Origin of the sequence: Candidatus Methanodesulfokora washburnensis (assembly GCF_003947435.1) — an archaeon.
Lineage (GTDB): Archaea > Korarchaeota > Korarchaeia > Korarchaeales > Korarchaeaceae > Methanodesulfokora > Methanodesulfokora washburnensis.
This window is the reverse complement of the sequence record NZ_RCOS01000062.1, coordinates 36,531-52,233: the sequence shown is the minus strand read 5'-3', so window position 1 is coordinate 52,233 and position 15,703 is coordinate 36,531. Positions and strand designations below refer to the sequence as shown.

Annotated in this window: 22 protein-coding genes and 2 tRNA genes; 20 read left to right on the top strand and 4 right to left on the bottom strand. The window is 43.7% G+C overall.

The window, feature by feature from the left end; genetic code table 11:
- Positions 1-4 precede the first annotated feature (4 nt).
- The 9 genes from D6D85_RS04185 to D6D85_RS04145 all read left to right on the top strand — a co-directional run bounded on the left by D6D85_RS04185 (position 5) and on the right by D6D85_RS04145 (position 5,033).
- Entirely contained in the window at positions 5-295 is a 291-nt protein-coding gene (locus D6D85_RS04185) for a 50S ribosomal protein L34e (RefSeq protein ID WP_125670818.1), read from the top strand.
- Positions 296-352: 57 nt separating this feature from the next.
- Complete coding sequence (locus D6D85_RS04180) at positions 353-631, top strand: 50S ribosomal protein L14e (protein ID WP_125670817.1); 279 nt, start codon at positions 353-355, stop codon at positions 629-631.
- Complete coding sequence (locus tag D6D85_RS04175; protein WP_125670816.1) at positions 631-1,611, top strand: RNA-guided pseudouridylation complex pseudouridine synthase subunit Cbf5; 981 nt, start codon at positions 631-633, stop codon at positions 1,609-1,611. The genes D6D85_RS04180 and D6D85_RS04175 overlap by 1 nt, the downstream gene beginning before the upstream one ends.
- Before the next feature lie 27 nt (positions 1,612-1,638).
- A tRNA-Ser gene (locus D6D85_RS04170) sits at positions 1,639-1,723 on the top strand.
- A gap of 246 nt (positions 1,724-1,969) precedes the next feature.
- On the top strand, positions 1,970-2,413 hold the full coding sequence (locus D6D85_RS04165) for a 30S ribosomal protein S13 (RefSeq protein ID WP_125670815.1): 444 nt from the start codon (positions 1,970-1,972) through the stop codon (positions 2,411-2,413).
- 4 nt (positions 2,414-2,417) lie between these two features.
- Positions 2,418-2,906: a 30S ribosomal protein S4 gene (locus D6D85_RS04160; RefSeq protein WP_125670814.1), complete on the top strand. Its 489-nt coding sequence runs from the start codon at positions 2,418-2,420 to the stop codon at positions 2,904-2,906.
- 4 nt (positions 2,907-2,910) lie between these two features.
- The gene (locus tag D6D85_RS04155; RefSeq protein WP_125670813.1) at positions 2,911-3,303 is read left to right on the top strand and encodes a 30S ribosomal protein S11; all 393 of its coding nucleotides are present in this window, start codon (positions 2,911-2,913) and stop codon (positions 3,301-3,303) included.
- Between the two features lie 91 nt (positions 3,304-3,394).
- Positions 3,395-4,264, top strand: a complete 870-nt coding sequence (locus D6D85_RS04150; RefSeq protein WP_125670812.1) for a hypothetical protein — start codon at positions 3,395-3,397, stop codon at positions 4,262-4,264.
- Positions 4,245-5,033 carry a DNA-directed RNA polymerase subunit D gene (locus D6D85_RS04145; RefSeq protein ID WP_125670811.1) on the top strand — a complete coding sequence of 263 codons (789 nt, stop codon included), beginning with the start codon at positions 4,245-4,247 and terminating at the stop codon, positions 5,031-5,033. The genes D6D85_RS04150 and D6D85_RS04145 overlap by 20 nt, the downstream gene beginning before the upstream one ends.
- A gap of 189 nt (positions 5,034-5,222) precedes the next feature.
- On the opposite strand, the gene D6D85_RS04140 is transcribed toward D6D85_RS04145, so the two are convergent.
- Positions 5,223-6,524 carry an MATE family efflux transporter gene (locus D6D85_RS04140; protein ID WP_125670810.1) on the bottom strand — a complete coding sequence of 434 codons (1,302 nt, stop codon included), beginning with the start codon at positions 6,522-6,524 and terminating at the stop codon, positions 5,223-5,225.
- A gap of 36 nt (positions 6,525-6,560) precedes the next feature.
- On the opposite strand from D6D85_RS04140, the gene D6D85_RS04135 reads away from it, so the two are divergent.
- Positions 6,561-7,445, top strand: a complete 885-nt coding sequence (locus tag D6D85_RS04135; RefSeq protein WP_125670809.1) for a DMT family transporter — start codon at positions 6,561-6,563, stop codon at positions 7,443-7,445.
- A 67-nt stretch (positions 7,446-7,512) separates the two neighbouring features.
- Here the strand turns inward: D6D85_RS04135 and D6D85_RS04130 are convergent, their stop codons facing one another.
- Both D6D85_RS04130 and D6D85_RS04125 read right to left on the bottom strand, forming a co-directional pair.
- Positions 7,513-7,716, bottom strand: a complete 204-nt coding sequence (locus D6D85_RS04130; RefSeq protein ID WP_125670808.1) for a tautomerase family protein — start codon at positions 7,714-7,716, stop codon at positions 7,513-7,515.
- A gap of 30 nt (positions 7,717-7,746) precedes the next feature.
- A tRNA-Leu gene (locus D6D85_RS04125) sits at positions 7,747-7,832 on the bottom strand.
- 152 nt (positions 7,833-7,984) lie between these two features.
- Here D6D85_RS04125 and D6D85_RS04120 point away from each other — a divergent pair.
- From D6D85_RS04120 to D6D85_RS04080, 9 genes are read left to right on the top strand one after another with little or no spacing between them, the layout of a single operon-like run.
- The gene (locus D6D85_RS04120) at positions 7,985-8,350 is read left to right on the top strand and encodes a 50S ribosomal protein L18e (protein ID WP_125670807.1); all 366 of its coding nucleotides are present in this window, start codon (positions 7,985-7,987) and stop codon (positions 8,348-8,350) included.
- Positions 8,351-8,361: 11 nt separating this feature from the next.
- Positions 8,362-8,814, top strand: a complete 453-nt coding sequence (rplM, locus tag D6D85_RS04115; protein WP_125670806.1) for a 50S ribosomal protein L13 — start codon at positions 8,362-8,364, stop codon at positions 8,812-8,814.
- Positions 8,811-9,239, top strand: coding sequence for a 30S ribosomal protein S9 (locus tag D6D85_RS04110; protein WP_125670805.1), 429 nt, complete (start codon positions 8,811-8,813; stop codon positions 9,237-9,239). Before rplM ends, D6D85_RS04110 begins: the two co-directional genes overlap by 4 nt.
- A gap of 4 nt (positions 9,240-9,243) precedes the next feature.
- Positions 9,244-9,639 (top strand): translation initiation factor IF-5A, encoded by a 396-nt coding sequence (locus D6D85_RS04105; protein ID WP_125670804.1) that lies wholly within the window; start codon positions 9,244-9,246, stop codon positions 9,637-9,639.
- Positions 9,640-9,641: 2 nt separating this feature from the next.
- Complete coding sequence (locus tag D6D85_RS04100) at positions 9,642-10,919, top strand: signal recognition particle receptor subunit alpha (RefSeq protein ID WP_125670803.1); 1,278 nt, start codon at positions 9,642-9,644, stop codon at positions 10,917-10,919.
- Positions 10,920-10,924: 5 nt separating this feature from the next.
- Positions 10,925-12,097 (top strand): tRNA pseudouridine(54/55) synthase Pus10, encoded by a 1,173-nt coding sequence (locus D6D85_RS04095; protein ID WP_237558754.1) that lies wholly within the window; start codon positions 10,925-10,927, stop codon positions 12,095-12,097.
- On the top strand, positions 12,090-12,386 hold the full coding sequence (locus D6D85_RS04090) for a 50S ribosomal protein L21e (RefSeq protein ID WP_125670801.1): 297 nt from the start codon (positions 12,090-12,092) through the stop codon (positions 12,384-12,386). Before D6D85_RS04095 ends, D6D85_RS04090 begins: the two co-directional genes overlap by 8 nt.
- 9 nt (positions 12,387-12,395) lie before the next feature.
- Positions 12,396-12,749, top strand: coding sequence for a hypothetical protein (locus D6D85_RS04085; protein ID WP_125670800.1), 354 nt, complete (start codon positions 12,396-12,398; stop codon positions 12,747-12,749).
- Between the two features lie 42 nt (positions 12,750-12,791).
- Entirely contained in the window at positions 12,792-13,358 is a 567-nt protein-coding gene (locus tag D6D85_RS04080; RefSeq protein WP_125670799.1) for a DUF655 domain-containing protein, read from the top strand.
- Here the strand turns inward: D6D85_RS04080 and D6D85_RS04075 are convergent.
- Positions 13,348-14,094, bottom strand: coding sequence for an isopentenyl phosphate kinase (locus D6D85_RS04075; RefSeq protein ID WP_161969682.1), 747 nt, complete (start codon positions 14,092-14,094; stop codon positions 13,348-13,350). The genes D6D85_RS04080 and D6D85_RS04075 overlap by 11 nt on opposite strands.
- Before the next feature lie 61 nt (positions 14,095-14,155).
- Here D6D85_RS04075 and D6D85_RS04070 point away from each other — a divergent pair, with 61 nt between their 5' ends.
- The gene (locus tag D6D85_RS04070) at positions 14,156-15,703 is read left to right on the top strand and encodes an nSTAND3 domain-containing NTPase (RefSeq protein WP_161969681.1); all 1,548 of its coding nucleotides are present in this window, start codon (positions 14,156-14,158) and stop codon (positions 15,701-15,703) included.

Genomic DNA, 15,703 nt, shown 5'->3' with positions numbered 1-15,703 from the left:
CCCTATGCCTCTCGTGAAAGGAGCTGAGTATCACGGAAAGCTAAACAAAAGGAGGGTTTCTGTCAGGACTCCTGGAGGAAGGACTGTCTACCACTACAGGAAGAAGAGATATAACGCAGCTAAGTGTGCTATATGCAAAAAACCTCTGAACGGGGTGGCAAATGGACCGAGAAGCTTTTTGAGCAAGCTATCTAAAAGCGAAAAGAGGCCAAACAGACCTTATGGTGGCTACCTCTGCGCAAGATGTCTGAGAGAACTGATGGAAAAGAGAGCTCTGCTAATGTCCTCAAGCTGACGTAAAATTTTTTAAGCATTATGATAAGATGAGCTCTATCCTCAATGGGGTGATTAAATGGGAGTCATAGAAGTTGGCAGGGTATGCATAAAAACGGCTGGAAGGGAAGCAGGGAGAAAATGTGTTGTTGTGAAGCTACTTGATGAGAACTTTGTCGTGGTGACAGGGCCAAAGGAGCTCACTGGAGTTAAGAGGAGAAGGGTGAATGTAAAGCACCTCGTCCCTCTAAACATTAAGATAGACATAGAGGAGGATGCTGATGACAAAAAAGTCATAGAGGCATTGAAGGAAACATCTATATATCAAGAGATCATGAAAGAAAGGAAGGCAGGCTGATGGTCCTTCTAAAAAGACTTGAATGTCTTGCTGGGGAATATGGATTTTTCCCAGATGAAAGACCTTTTCCACTCTTTTTAAGGTACAGTTTGCTGATCCTAGACAAGCCAAGCGGGCCGTCTTCTCATGTGGTAACGAAGTGGATAAAAGAGGCCCTTAAGATGGACAAGGTTGGACATTGCGGAACTCTTGATCCAAAGGTAAGTGGGGTGCTTCCAATAGCGATAGGAGAATCTACAAAAGCCACAGCTATAATAGCAACAGCAGATAAGGAGTACATAGGAACAATGCACCTTCATGGGGATGTAAGCAATGAGGAGCTTGAGAAGGCAGTGAAAATGTTCGAGACTGTAATATATCAGAGACCTCCTGTCAGATCAGCTGTGAGCAGAAGCCTCAGAACAAGGAGAGTATACAAATTGGAGATTCTTGAGAGGAATGGGAGGGACGTAAAGCTGAGAGTCGTCGTGGAATCTGGCACATACATAAGGAAGCTCTTCTTTGACATAGGGGAGTTCCTTGGAGTTGGAGCTAGCATGACCTCCCTCAGGAGGGTTAGGTCGGGCGTTTTCACGGAGGACATGGCAGTGAGCTTGGATAAATTTCTCTCAGCTGCTAGAAAATTCTCCGAATCTGGAGATTGGAGTTCCTTAAGAGAGCTTTTGGTGCCCCTTGAGAGGGCTCTGGTGAACTTGAAAAAAGTGGTAGTGAAGGATAGTGCTGTCAATGCTATTGCATATGGTGCCCCTGTGCTGGCCCCTGGAGTATGCGAGGTCTCAGATGGAATAAAGAAAGGTGATGTGATCGGGGTGTTCACTCTTAAGGGGGAGATAGTTGCGGTAGCAAAGGCTGTTATGGACTCAAGCGAGATAATAAGCTCAAGAAGGGGGGTTGTGGCCGAGCCTATCAGGGTAATAATGGAGAGAGATCTCTACCCGAGGATGTGGAAAGGACAATCACAGATTAAACCTGAAATTTAAATACAACTTTGTCTGTCAGAAATAGAGGCCGGGGTGCCCTAGCCCGGTAGGGGGCTGGCCTGGAGAGCCAGTGGCCCATTGGGCCGCGTGGGTTCAAATCCCACCCCCGGCGTTTATTTCAGCTTAAGATGAATTTCATTGCTTTTTGCCGAGATAGGCTTAAATTTAGCAGGATCTCCTTTCTTATATCCAATATATTAATTATTCCTTAATAATGCTATTAATAATTCAGATATAAAAATCTTTACTACTTAAAAATTGAAGATACTGGTTTTAAAACTGTATAATAAAGTCTCCACAACAGCTTGAGGAAAATTTTTAAATCTCTATAGGGAGACCCCTCAACGGAGGTATGTAGTTGACCTCTGAGTTTAGGAAGATGATAAGGATACTGAACACCACGGTCGATGGAGATAGAACAATATACGCTGCATTAGCAAGTATAAAGGGGATAGGCTTCTCCCTTGCAAATGCAGTTTTGAAAAAAGCAGGAATAGACAGGTATAAGAGAGCAGGGGAGCTAACTGATGAGGAGATAAGCAAAATAGAGGAGGTTGTGAGGAACCCGGCTATGCCTTCATGGCTCTTCAACAGACAAAGGGATCCCGTGGACGGAAAGGACTACATACTAGTAGGTGATGAGGTGACTCTCGCTGAGAGAAGGGATATATCGGTGATGAAGAAGATAAAGTGCTGGAAGGGGATAAGGCATTCTCTCGGATTAAAGGTGAGAGGACAGAGAACCAGAACTACTGGAAGATCAGGAAGGACAGTAGGCTATTCCAAGAGGGAGAAGGGGTGACTAGATGGGAGATCCTAAGAGGCTTGAGAAGAAATATGAGAGGCCTTATAAACCGCTTAACAGGCTTGTCATAGAGGAAAGCAACAGGTTAGCAGGAGAATATGGCTTGAGAAACAAGAGAGAGCTCTGGAGGGCAGCTATGATAGCAAGAAAATACAGAAGGATAGCAAGAAGATACCTGAAGCTCCCGCCAGATGAGGCAATGGCTATAACAAGGCCTATAATAGAAAAGCTTATAAGATACAATATAGTCGGAAAGAATGCAACACTGGATAGCCTTCTCGACATAAAGGTAGAGGATATATTGGAGAGGAGGCTTCAGACAATTGTCTGGAGGAAGGGATTTGCAAAGAGCCCATACATGGCAAGACAGCTCATAGTTCACGGACATATCAAAGTTAATGGAAGGAGAATAAGACAGCCCAGCTATCTGGTGAGCGCTGAGGAGGAACAGAGCATAGAATGCCTGCATCCTGAATGTGCGAAGAGGTGATTTGATGTCCTCTAAGCAGAAGATAGGTGTTGCCCACATATACTCCTCATTTAATGACACAATAGTGCATATAACTGATCTGACCGGTGCCGAGACAATAGCAATATACTCAGGAGGAATGTTCGTGGATGCTGATAGGCTCGAGGGCTCACCATATGCAGCTCTGAAGGCTGCAATGGCTGCAGCAAACGAAGCAATGAGGAAAGGGATAACGCATTTAATAGTAAAGGTGAGGGCTCCCGGTGGCATAAAGAGCAGAATACCTGGTCCAGGAGCAACAGCTGCGATAAGAGGTCTCTCTAGAGCTGGTTTAACTCTTCTAAGAGTTGAGGATGTGACTCCAATACCTCATGATGGTACAAGAAGGCCTCATGGAAGGAGAGGAAGAAGAGTCTAAGAAAAGACAGAACCGTCAATTTATTTTTATTTGATTATTTGTTATTAATGAAGAAAATTGTTTAAATAGTAAGTTTATCCCTATTTCCTGAATGTACGAGGAAAGCATGGAAAAAATGCTTTTTCAGCTCTACAAAAAAGCTTACTCAGATATAACTGAGGGGGACATTCTGATAGAAGAAGATGAAAGTGGCTGGTTCTACCTAGTGAGCATACCAAAAAAAGATCTTAAAATAGCAGCAGTAGTGATGGAGGCTGTTTCCGATGATGAGGAGAAAACAATCAGCGATACCATCGACCGAATAAAGAGGAGACTTGGAGATGAGTTTGATTCTATATATGTACACATATGGACTACTTCTGCTTACAGAGATAAATTAGAGGAGATAATTGCGAATGAAGGGTTTATGAACGTGAGCATTGAGCTCATAGATGAGTTATTTCCGATGATAAAGAGACAAACAATATCTGAGAGAAGAAATACAGAGATAAAAGTCAAAAAGGAAGAGAGAATATTGGAGAAGAAAATAAAGAAGGAGGAGGGAATAAAAGCAGTACAGACAGAAGCAGTACCGATGGATATATTGAACAAAGTCTTGGATACACAGCAAAGATTAACCGATACGTTGGATAAAGTTGTCAGCCTTTTAGAGAAGTTGTTGAGCAAGGAGGATACAGAAGCTGTTGCGAGAAGCATAATAGCCGATATCAAAAGGCAGGAGATCATTAGAAAACCGGAAATAGAGGCTGGAGAAAGTGTTATAAGGGAAAAAGCTGTCGAAAGAAGGGAAAGACCTGAAATTCCACCATCTTATATGTCAGAGGAGGAAAGAGATCTTGAGCTATCTGGACCTCAGGAGACAAAAGGTGCTGATGAGTTTATAGATGAGTACCTAACAGGCAATCCTTGGGCTGAGATACTGAGCAAGAAGGTGAGGAGAGATGAAAATAAGAGTGGTTGAGATGAAAGAGGATAGGGCCACGATATTGCTTGAGGATGCAACCCCAGCTCTTGCAAATGCCCTGAGGAGATCTATAATGTCCGAGGTTCCAGTTATGGCTGTTGATGAGGTCATATTTTTCATCAACACAACGGACTTCATAGATGAGTACATAGCTCATAGGCTGGCGATGATACCTCTTAGGACAGATCCAAAGCTTTACAAGATAAGCGGGGATGTCTTCGTGACATTGAAGCTCGATAAAACGGCGGAGGAGGATATAACAGTTTACTCTGGGGATCTTGAAAGCTCAGATCCACTAGTCATACCAGTGAGCAGCAGAATACCAATAGTAACAATGAGAAAAGGACAAAGATTGAAACTGGAAGCAATAGCCAGGCTTGGCAGAGGGAAACAGCATGCTAAATGGCAACCCGTGAGCGGTTTGAGGTATTCATATCTTCCAATATACGAGTTCGACAGTAGCGTAGTGAAGTTAAGTGACTGCGAGAAGTGCGAGTTGGAGAAGCTTGAAGGAAGCTGGTACAGATTGAATGATCCAACAAAGTGCCCTATATGTGCCAGCCAGCTGGAAAAAATGGTTAACAGAGGAGAACCGGGTGTTAGAGTCAGATGGGATGACAAAAGGATAATAATAGGATTTGAATCGAATGGACAGCTTCCTCCATTCAGAATTATAACTATGGCTGCAGAAGAACTGGTCAAGAAATTCGAGGAGTTTGAGAGCAAGTTTACAAGTGCTATAGAAGCTATGAAGAAATCTTCATAAATTAAATAAAAGCCTTTACTAAAAACTTTCGTTTAACTAATGCTGATAATGAGAAACCTCTGAGAGAAGGAATTCTAGAGATGCATGTAAAATAACTAGAAAGTTCATTAGAAATGGAAAGGCTGCTGGAATAATAAAGAGGAGCCTTAGAGTTGCAGTATGTGCATGTCCGACTAGAGGATTTTATTATCAGCTTAATACTCTTCTTATAAGCCTCCTTCCTAACGCTTTCCAGACAGCATAAGATATGGCGACCCTTCCGTACATATCTGTGTTCTGGGTGATCCAAGCTCCTATAGCTCCATACTTAATAGAGAGAAGCTGCGCAGGCAAAGCCCTTAGGAATAGCAGGGAAGTGCTGCTTATAAGGAAGGGAATCCAAACGCTCCCCATTCCTCTTATCGCGCCAAAGAAGGCCTGACTTATCCCCAATCCTATCTCGCTCGTTGCCGCAAGAATTAGATATATAGAGGTGAGCTTAGCCACATTGGGATCTGAGGAGAAAACTTTGCCCACGAATGGAGATATAACTATCAATAAGATAGAAGCAAGACCCATCCAGGATACTCCAATTCTCAGACTCCTCCTAAGAACTCTGTTTACTTCCTCTTCAGATCCTAAGCTTTGGCCAGCTTTAACTAAGGCTGTCATACCTACAGCGAAACTCGGCTGTATTATCACAGTCTCAACAGTTATTCCTATATTATGAGCGGCCAAGGCCAGCGTACCTCCTCTAGCAACTGCATTTATATAAACATTCTGAGAAATGCTAGCTATAATTCTCTCAGCTGCCGTGGGCAGCCCTATCCATATAACCCTCATTGCCAAGGATTTAGGCCTGCTAATCCTAATCCTGAGAGAAGGAGGTCTCAATATGTATATCATGGAGCCAAGATATGCTGAGACAGAGGAGCCAAGCCCAGCTCCAAAAAGTTCCATTCTAGGAAACCCAAGAAAACCAAGAGCCATTGTGGGTATCATTATGGCACCTGAGGAAGCACTCACAAGCGAGCAGATTGTTGGAGTAAGAGCGTCATCGCTAGCCCTGTAAATGGCAGATAATGAGGCATTGATGAGCATTGCTGGAAGGGAGAGGAGCCTCATAGAAGCATAAATATAGGATTCAGACAGGATCTCTGTATTGCCCATTGATACTAATTCAAGATAGGGTTTGAGCCACGTAGGCATAGATACCAAGGCTATTAATGATGATACAATTGCCAGAGAAAGGGTTTCAGCTGAGGCATTTTCAGCGAGCTTTAACTTCCCTTCTCCCACTGCTTGGGAGATCAGAACCATTAGCCCACCTGTAAATATCATTGAGGCTGCATTTATCACAAAAAATAGGTATGATACGATGCCAGTAGCAGCTACTGCAATAGTTGAGAGCCTAGAGACAGTTATCAAGCTAATAAGGCTTATTAAAGAATCGGCTAAAGTCCCTATAGCTGTTATGTATGCAAATCTGGATAGATCCATGATCATCACCATCGGTGTCTTTTTATTAATGAAGTGAAAAGAGGAACAATGGGCAGGATGGGAACCGAGGAATGGGTACTACTCATTGTTCTCTCTACGCTTTGGGGGGCCTCATGGCTCTTCATGGGAATCTTGGTCAAGGAGCTTCCACCCCTCACCATCTCGGCTCTCCGTCTATCAATAGCTTCCCTGCTTATAGGCTTGATACTAGCGTCAAGAAGGCCGAAGGATCTCCCTTGGAAGGAATTACTTATCTTGGGAGTGCTGAACAACACAATACCCTATGCCCTCATCCTATGGGGACAGATCTATATAAGCAGCAGTGTTGCATCAATAATAAATTCAACCTCGCCATTCTTCACACTAATCTTTGCCCATCTTCTGACAGAGGATGAGAAGATAAATAGGTGCAGCATGTTAGGAATCTCTCTCGGCTTTTTAGGTGTCGTAATTATGATGTGGAACTCGATCCAAGGAAGCTTGATCGGGGAGATGATGATAATAGCTGCGGTTATCTGCTACTCTTATGCAACTGTATATGGGAGAAGGTTCTACTCGATGGGTCTGTCCCCTCTTAACATAACCTTTGGGCAGTTATCAACTGCGGCAGCCACCTCCCTTCCTCTAGCAATTTTAGAGAAACCTTGGACTCTTGCCATGCCTTCTCAGAGGGCTTGGATCTCTATAATCGGGATAAGCGTATTCTCCACAGCAATTGCTTACCTGATATTCTTCAGGATCCTCGAGAGGGCAGGAGCTACGAATGTAAATCTCGTGACCCTTCTAATACCCATAACCTCTACTTTTCTCTGCAGCATATTCCTTGGAGAGAAGCTGGAGCCGAAACATATTATCGGAATGGGTCTAATAATGCTGGGGCTTATAGTAATGAGCAGCTGCTCTAAGCAGGGATGTGCTGGAAAATTAAAATAGCTCTAGGAACGTTCATCATCCCTTAGTTTAGGGTTCGTCAGCAGTTTTCAAAAAGTTAACTACCCGACTATGGAACTTCTGCATGCTTGAGCTTCTCACTTGCTTGCTCTCCTCCTATTCCCCAGTTTTCCTTCGGAACTTCCTCTATTACCACCTCAACAGCCTCTGCTGGAATTCCAATTTCAACAAAAACCCTTGTTATTCCCCCTATGATCCTCTTTTTGGCATTATCTGAGACTCCTTTCCACATGTACACAACAACAACAGGCACGATTCCACCTCCTATAGGATAAAAGTCGAGTGCGGGGGGTGGGATTTGAACCCACGCGAGCCTACGCTCACCCGCCCCTCAAGCGGGCGCCTTGGACCTGGCTTGGCTACCCCCGCAGAATACCTTAATACAAATCCTGTTGCTCTATATATGCCTTTCTCTATATACTGTTGTAACTATCTCTTTTTCAAATAGCTTTGTTTTAGGATAAAGGGCCGCGGCATAGATTTAAAAATCGGAGTTCACCTTTCCCTAAAGGTAGGTCAGTATGGCCAGAAGAACAGGGCCGACAAATCCAGTGCTTAGAAAACTGATAAATTTGCTAGAGAAGCAATCTAGGGAGAACAATGCACCTGTGTGGGCAGCTATAGCTGAGAAACTGAGATATCCAAGAAGGAGGAGGATAGAGGTCAATTTGGGCAAGATAAACAAGTTATATAAGGAGGATAAATTAATAGTAGTTCCTGGAAAGGTTCTCGGCGATGGAAAACTTGATAAGCCGGTAAAGGTTGCGGCATTTAAGTTCTCAACTTCAGCTTCAAAGAGGATAGAGGAGGCCGGTGGTAAAGCGATGAGAATAGAGGAGGCAATGAGACTTGATCCGAAGGGAAGCAATGTGATCATAGTTGCCTGAGGGGTGTTACAATGTTTGACATGGTAATAGATGCGGATGGAAAGATCTTGGGGAGATTGGCAAGTTATGTCGCAAAAAGGCTGCTTGAGGGAAAAAGGATTGCCATCATAAATGCTGAGAAGGCAGTGATAACAGGAAATCCCAATACTATAAAAGAAAAATACATAAAAAGAATGCAAATTCCGGGAAGGCCCAAACCAGAGAGGGGGATGAAGATATCAAGAACTCCGGACAGAATAGTGTGGAGGACGATAAGAGGGATGGTTCCGAGAAAGAAGGCAAAGGGAAGGGAGGCTATGAAGAGACTGAGGGTTTTCATAGGGGTTCCGGATGAGCTTAAAGGTGTGCCCATACAGGAGCTTGATGAGGATTACACAAAGGAAAAGCTTAAACCTAAGAGGGGTAGAAAAATTATGACAGTGTTGGAGCTGTCGAGAAGTCTGGGGTGGAGGGGTGGTGAATGAGCACGGCTAAAAGTGTTAGGAAGGTGAAAATGGCAACTGCTTCTGCTTCTAGAAAGACTTCTAGGGCATTTGCTGTCGTGAAGAAGGGAAGTGGAAGGCTATTTATAAATGGAATGCCTTATGATGTCTACTTTCCAAACGAACTCGTCCAGATGAAGGTATTGGAGCCTATTTGGCTGGCAAGTGATTATATCTCGGATGTGGACATAGAGGTGAGGGTCTCCGGAGGAGGCTTTATGAGCCAAGCAGATGCAGTAAGAATGGCAATAGGTAGGGCTTTAGTGGAATATACGGGATCTGAGAAACTTGAGAGGATATACAGGGAATATGACAGAACTATACTGAAGGGAGATCCGAGACAGAGAGAGCCAAAGAAGTACGGAGGAAGGCGCCCGAGGGCCAGAGTTCAAAAGTCTTACAGGTGAGAACTTGTCCGTCACTCATGGTAGTGCTGGAGAGCTCAAAAAGGGAAGTTATGTTGTTATAGACGGGGAGCCATGTGAGGTCCTCTCCGTCTCAAAATCCAAGCCAGGAAAGCACGGGTCAGCGAAAGTTAGAGTTGAGGCAAGAGGTTTGTTCGATGGAACTAGGAGATCAAAAATCTATCCTGCTGATGCGACTGTTGAAATACCAATAGTTGATAAGAGAAGCGGGCAGATAATTTCAGTCTCAGGCAACACTATTCAGGTGATGGATCTGGAGACTTTCGAGGTATTTGAGGTGCCGATTCCGGAGGAGATAGCAGGAGAAATCTCCTCAGGCGCAGAGGTGGAGTACTGGGTATCAATGGGCAAGAAAAGAGTGGTAAGAGTTAAAGGGCAATAACCTTGGTTCTAGAGTCTCTTGGATCAAAGCTTTCCTCTGCTATAAGCAGAATGATCGGGAGACCTACTCTAGATGAGATATCGTTAAATGAATTCATAAGAGATGTGCAGAGAAGTCTTCTTGAAGCAGATGTCAATGTAAAAATTGTTCTAGAGCTATCTAGGAGGATAAAGAGCAGGGTTATGTCAGAGAAGGTGCCTCCCGGTGTCTCCAAAAAGGAAATTGCTGTCAAGATCTTGTATGATGAGCTTGTTAACATGCTCGGTGGAAGGAAGCCGAGCTTGGAAATAAAACAGGGGAAGCAGAACAGAATCCTCTTGGTTGGAACTGAGGGATCTGGCAAAACTACCACAGCAGCAAAGCTCGGAATATGGTTCAAGAAGAGATATGGAAAGGTTGCAATAATATCCTCCGACACGATAAGGCCTGCATCGCATCAACAGATAATTGGCTTGGTTGGAGACAGCGTTCCTGTCTTCTGGATTGATGGAGAGAGACCAGAAAAGATAATAGCTGAGGGAATAAATAAATTTAAAGATTATAATATTGTAATAATAGATACCGCTGGAAGGCATAAGGATGAGAGAGGTCTGATGGAAGAACTAAAGGAGTACATCAGAGTTGCCAACCCTGATTACACACTCCTTGTCTTGGATGCATCAATTGGCCAAGCAGCATTCTCCCAAGCAAAGGCTTTTTCAGAGGTTGCTCCTCTAGGAGGGGTTGTTGTTACCAAGCTCGATGGATCCGCAAAAGGAGGAGGGGCCCTCTCAGCAGTTTCAGCCGCGGGAGTCCCGATATATTTCATTGGAGTTGGAGAAAAGGTGGAGGATATTCAGCCTTTTGATGCAGACAGGTTCATATCAAAACTGTTGGGAATGGGGGACATAGCAGAGCTTGTTGAGAAGATAGAGGAGGCAATAAAACCGCCTCAGATAAAGGGAAAGTTCGACATGTACGATTTCATGGAATATCTGGAAAATATGAGGAAACTCGGTCCTCTGGATCGTCTTATCGGCCTTATACCGGGAGCGAGAGTACAAGCTGAGATGGATGAGAGGATAATAGTTAAGTGGATAGCTATAATAAAATCAATGACGGAGGAGGAGAGGAGAGATCCATCGATAATATCTGGAACTAGAATAGAGAGAATTGCAAGGGGCTCTGGGACCACACAGAGAGATGTAAGATCTCTCCTGAGGGCATACAGCATGGCTAAGTCCGTCATGAGTGGTGGAAATAGGTTGATGAGAAGACTTCTGAAGGGGTATAAAATTTGACTTTTGTGCTTGATGAACTTGAGCTCTGTATGTTCTGCTCTGGCTCGCTCTATGGATCATCCACAAGGATTCCAGGATGGATAAGGGGTCTCTCCCTTCTCAAATTATTTGGCAGAAGAGGAAGACCATGTTACTCATGTGAGAATCTTTTTGAGGATAAAATTGATCAAATTCTCTCAAAAGCTCTTTCAATGCTGAAGGATTACGAGTTCAGCACAATAAAGGCAGGAGTTGTTGTTCCACCAATTGTAATAGAGAGACTGGACAGAATAAGGTCTAGATATGGGTTATCTGATGCAGAGTCGGTGAAGTTAACTGTATCAAGACATCTAGATGAGATCCTCTCCTCAAGGATAGGTGTTGTAGTTGATGAGGAGGATCCGGATGTGACAGTTATATTCGATTTTAACAGAGCTGATGTGAGCATTCAAGTGAAGCCTGTATATATTTATGGCAGATACAGAAAGCTGGAGAGAGGGATATCTCAATCTAGGTGGATATGTCCGCAATGCAACGGAGTGGGATGTGAGAAATGCAACTGGACAGGCTATAAATATCCATCTGTGGAGAAAATGGTGGGGGATATCCTTAAAAAAGCCTTTCTCGCATCAGAATACCACATACATGCATCTGGTAGAGAAGATATCGATGTCAGAATGCTTGGTCCCGGAAGGCCTTTTGTCATGGAGCTAGTCGATCCTAAAAAAAGAAAGGCAGATCTGAGTCAACTTGAAAAAATTATAAATGAGGAGAATATGGGAAAAATAGAGGTAATAGGACTTAGATATTCAAATAGGCAGGAGATAGTGCTTCTCAAGGAAGCTAGGTCTAGAAAAGTATATAGAATGAGAGTTGAGGTCAATAACCTGAGTGAGACAGAGGTTAAGATGCTTGAAGAAAGGCTATCCAATTGTGTTATAAGTCAGAGAACCCCCACCAGAGTTCTCAGAAGGAGAGCGGATATAGAGAGAAGGAGAAAGGTGTTCAAATTCAATATAATTAAATATGATATTAATAGTTTTGAAGCTATAGTTGAGTGTGAAGGGGGTTTATATATTAAGGAGCTTGTAAGCGGAGATAATGGTAGGACGAGGCCAAGCATCTCGTCCCTGCTCGGAAGAGAATCCACATGTAAGGAGCTTGATGTTATAGATATTTTAGGTGATGAATATGGGTAACAGATCTAGGGGATTTCTCAGTAGATCTAGGGGGTTCTTGAGCAAGGCCCCCAGAGAGAAGGGAATGCCCCCAGTAAACAGATTTGTTCAGGAGTTCAATGTGGGGGATAAGGTGGTAATAGATGTTGAGCCTTCTGTGAGAAAGGGGATGCCCCATAAGAGATATCAGGGAAAAGTTGGTATTGTTGCTGGAAAGAGAGGAAGAGCCTTCATAGTTGATGTAAAACTAGGAGATAAGGTGAAAAGGCTGATAGTGAACCCAGTTCATCTTAAGGAGCATAAAGAATAGGTGCTGCTTATGCCGGATGTGATAAAGAAGACCCCTATCACAATAAGTGAGGTCAAGGAGCTTGTATATAGCAGATGGAGCGAGAACTTGTCCTCACTTATAATAGACCAGAGAAAGCTGTTCGAGTATTTATCCAAGTATGACAAAGTTAGCTCCGCAAAAGAGGCAAGAGAAGCTGTTAAGAGGTTGGTGGAAGATTATGGCATAAAGGAAGAGGACGCAATAATGCTCGTGGACATAGCACCGGAGAAGAAGGATGAGATAATGGCCTATCTATACAGGGGATACCCTCTGCTTGGGGAAAAGGAATATGAGGGCATAGCAAAGCTACTGGAGAGCATCAGAAAAAAGATCAACAGTTAACTTTAACAATATTCCTTTTTCATCTAGAAGTGGTGCAGTGAAATGTGGAAGCTATCCGGTAGAAAAATCCCCCATGATATGTTTGCATACGTGCTATCAATAGATGAGTACCAGAGAAAAGTACAGCTCATTGGGAGCAGATATTTTATATTAATGGAATTTATGCTGAGGCCAAATGCAGAGGTGAGACAGGGAAGCAGGGTATATGTCGGGAAGGGATTAAGGCAGGAGGTGAGCAAGTTCGTGAGATATCTATCGCATGAGGAGCTAAGCGAGCAGGCTAGAATGGTACTTGAGGACACCGTCGAGAGGGCTGTTAGAGAAGAGGAGCAGTTTTTTGTTCAGTTTTTCAACGAAAGCCTTCCAATAACTCCTAAGTTTCATCAGCTTGAGCTTCTGCCAGGAGTGGGGAAAAAGATGGTGCAGAAAATTCTAGAGGAGAGGGCGAAGGAGCCTTTCAAAAGCTTTGAAGACATAAAGAACAGGACAGGCCTGAAGGATCCGGCTAGGGCCATAGCAGAGAGGGTTATGCAAGAACTTACAGTTCCGCAAAACGTATACATATTTGTGGCTCACAAGAAGCTCTTCTTGGAGGAGCTCATGGAATAAGCTCTGTGCCCAATTCTCCTCTTAAAGCGGATTTAATATCGCCTTTTTTAGAAAATCCCGATATAATAACCCTTATACCTATTTTTCTTAGTAAGAACCCCTTTTTTACCTTGCTAAGGATGCCTCCAGTGACATCTACTTCATGATCTTCTTTCAATATGTCGATATGTCTCTCATCCATCCTTCTCACAACTTCTCCTCTTTCGTTAATGATTCCAGGCATGTCTATTAGAAAGACTGCAGTATCTATCAGATCTGAGATTAAGAGAGGTATATCATCTCCTGATATCACAGAGGAGCCCTTTCTCTCATCGAAAATCAGATCTCCATAGGCAACTGGCACAACTCCAATCTTCAGCATGTTTGCAATAGGCTCTTTAAAGAGGACAAAGTTTCCACCAGAATCTCTGTAGACAAAGGATCTTGGGGGGAAGGATACAGCAGGAATTCCCATTTCAACAAGGGATCTCACGATAACCCTGTTCAAATGATCCACTGATGAGCAGACCTTAGATATTCCGCCGGCATTCATTCCGTTCTTGTCAATTCCATAGCGTTTTACTACTGGATGCCCGAATGATCCAGCCCCATTTGCCAAGATAACCCTTCTCTCCTCTATGATATCTGCTAGATCAGCTCCTATATCTGATATTATCTTTTCTTTAACTGTAAGAGCTCCACTCTTTTTATCCGTTATAAGGGATCCTCCTATCTTTATGAAGACTGCCTTCTCCACAGGGAATTTGTGAAGCACAACTATTTTTATGTTTGTCCATCCTGTACCAGTGGAGAGGTGGATGGGAGAGGTATATGTAGCTGACGAGAGCGTGCTGCTCTATGACCTCATTCAGAAAGACTTGGAAAAATATGCTGAAGGAGAAATAATAATACCTGCTAGCATCTTGAGGAAAATGGAGAGAAGTGCAGAAAAAGGGGACAAAATGGCCCTTAAGGGCATGAGTTCCCTTCTAAAACTGAAGGAATTGTTGGGGGATAAGTTAAGAGTGGAGGATTCCACAGGAAAAGGTATAGACGGGATAGTGGAGCTGAGCAAGAAGTTCAATGCAGTTGTACTCACAGGAGATGCAGTTAGGGCAATGGGGTTACACTCTAGGGGGATAAATGTGAGGTATCTGGGTCCCACTGGAGTGGAGAAGCCTTCGATAATAGGGTTCTTTCAGGAGGATGTGATGAGCATTCACCTGAAGGAGGGAGTTCCTCCGCTGGCAAAGAAGGGAAGACCTGGAAACTTCGTCTTGGTAAAGCTCAGAGAGGAGCCCATGACGGAGGAGGAGATGAGAAAGCTCGCATACGAAGTGCTGGAATATGCAAAGTTCAGTCCGGATGCAATGCTGGAAGTGAGGACGAGGGAAGCTCATCTGGTGCAGATGGGAGAGTACAGGATTCTAGTGGCAATGCCTCCCTTCTCCGATGGCATAGAGATAACAGCAGTAAGACCTCTGGTAAAAGTGACATTGGAGGATTATTCGCTGAGTGAAAAACTGAAGAAAAGGCTTTCTGAAAAAGCAGAGGGTGTGATAATAGCAGGTCCTCCTGGAGCCGGCAAGACTACTTTTGCAAGTGCTCTTGCTGAGTTTTACATGAGAAAGGGAAAGATAGTTAAGACCCTTGAATCACCAAGAGATCTCTTTGTCGGACCTGAGATAACGCAGTACGGAAAGCTCGAGGGATCATTCGAGAAAACGGCAAGCCTTCTGCTCTTGGTTAGACCTGATTATGCAATATTCGATGAGATGAGAACATCCGAGGACTTCCTGATATATGCTGACATGAGGCTTGCTGGTGTTGGAATGGTGGGTGTTGTCCACTGTGGAAGCCCCATAGAAGCTGTTCAGAGGTTTCTTGGCAGGGTTGATCTCGGGGCACTTCCTCATATAGTGGATACAATAATATTCATAAAGGATGGAAGAATAGAGAAAGTGTACAGCCTCAGGATTGTGGTTAAGCTTCCAAGGGGTATGAAGGATAGAACTCTTGCAAGACCTGTCGTTCTTGTGACCAATTTTGAGACAGGAAAGCAGGAATATGAGATATACACATTTGGTGAGGAGACTGTGATAATGCCTGTTAGAGAGAGTGAGGGAATAGTACCGCTGGAGGAAGAAGAGGTGGGATATCACATCATAAAGAGGAAAAACTCTATAGTTCTCTCTCTTGGAAGGGAGATGGCGAACACAGAAGTTACTCTCTACTCAGGAGATGAAGAGATAATCACGATTAGAACTGATGAGAGAGGAAGGATAAATCTAGCGAAGAAGAGTCCGGCTGGAAGAGCTGTAATAGATGCAGTGAGAAGAGGAAGCCTTAGGATAAAAACTACATGA

Excerpts from the sequence above, each read along its gene's own strand:
- D6D85_RS04185 (WP_125670818.1), top strand. The coding sequence starts at position 5 with ATGCCTCTCGTGAAAGGAGCTGAGTATCACGGAAAGCTAAACAAAAGG.
- D6D85_RS04180 (WP_125670817.1), top strand. The coding sequence starts at position 353 with ATGGGAGTCATAGAAGTTGGCAGGGTATGCATAAAAACGGCTGGAAGG.
- D6D85_RS04175 (WP_125670816.1), top strand. The coding sequence starts at position 631 with ATGGTCCTTCTAAAAAGACTTGAATGTCTTGCTGGGGAATATGGATTT.
- D6D85_RS04160 (WP_125670814.1), top strand. The coding sequence starts at position 2,418 with ATGGGAGATCCTAAGAGGCTTGAGAAGAAATATGAGAGGCCTTATAAA.
- D6D85_RS04155 (WP_125670813.1), top strand. The coding sequence starts at position 2,911 with ATGTCCTCTAAGCAGAAGATAGGTGTTGCCCACATATACTCCTCATTT.
- D6D85_RS04150 (WP_125670812.1), top strand. The coding sequence starts at position 3,395 with ATGTACGAGGAAAGCATGGAAAAAATGCTTTTTCAGCTCTACAAAAAA.
- D6D85_RS04145 (WP_125670811.1), top strand. The coding sequence starts at position 4,245 with ATGAAAATAAGAGTGGTTGAGATGAAAGAGGATAGGGCCACGATATTG.
- D6D85_RS04140 (WP_125670810.1), bottom strand. The coding sequence starts at position 6,524 with ATGGTGATGATCATGGATCTATCCAGATTTGCATACATAACAGCTATA.
- D6D85_RS04135 (WP_125670809.1), top strand. The coding sequence starts at position 6,561 with ATGGGCAGGATGGGAACCGAGGAATGGGTACTACTCATTGTTCTCTCT.
- D6D85_RS04120 (WP_125670807.1), top strand. The coding sequence starts at position 7,985 with ATGGCCAGAAGAACAGGGCCGACAAATCCAGTGCTTAGAAAACTGATA.
- rplM (WP_125670806.1), top strand. The coding sequence starts at position 8,362 with ATGTTTGACATGGTAATAGATGCGGATGGAAAGATCTTGGGGAGATTG.
- D6D85_RS04110 (WP_125670805.1), top strand. The coding sequence starts at position 8,811 with ATGAGCACGGCTAAAAGTGTTAGGAAGGTGAAAATGGCAACTGCTTCT.
- D6D85_RS04090 (WP_125670801.1), top strand. The coding sequence starts at position 12,090 with ATGGGTAACAGATCTAGGGGATTTCTCAGTAGATCTAGGGGGTTCTTG.
- D6D85_RS04085 (WP_125670800.1), top strand. The coding sequence starts at position 12,396 with ATGCCGGATGTGATAAAGAAGACCCCTATCACAATAAGTGAGGTCAAG.
- D6D85_RS04080 (WP_125670799.1), top strand. The coding sequence starts at position 12,792 with ATGTGGAAGCTATCCGGTAGAAAAATCCCCCATGATATGTTTGCATAC.
- D6D85_RS04070 (WP_161969681.1), top strand. The coding sequence starts at position 14,156 with ATGGGAGAGGTATATGTAGCTGACGAGAGCGTGCTGCTCTATGACCTC.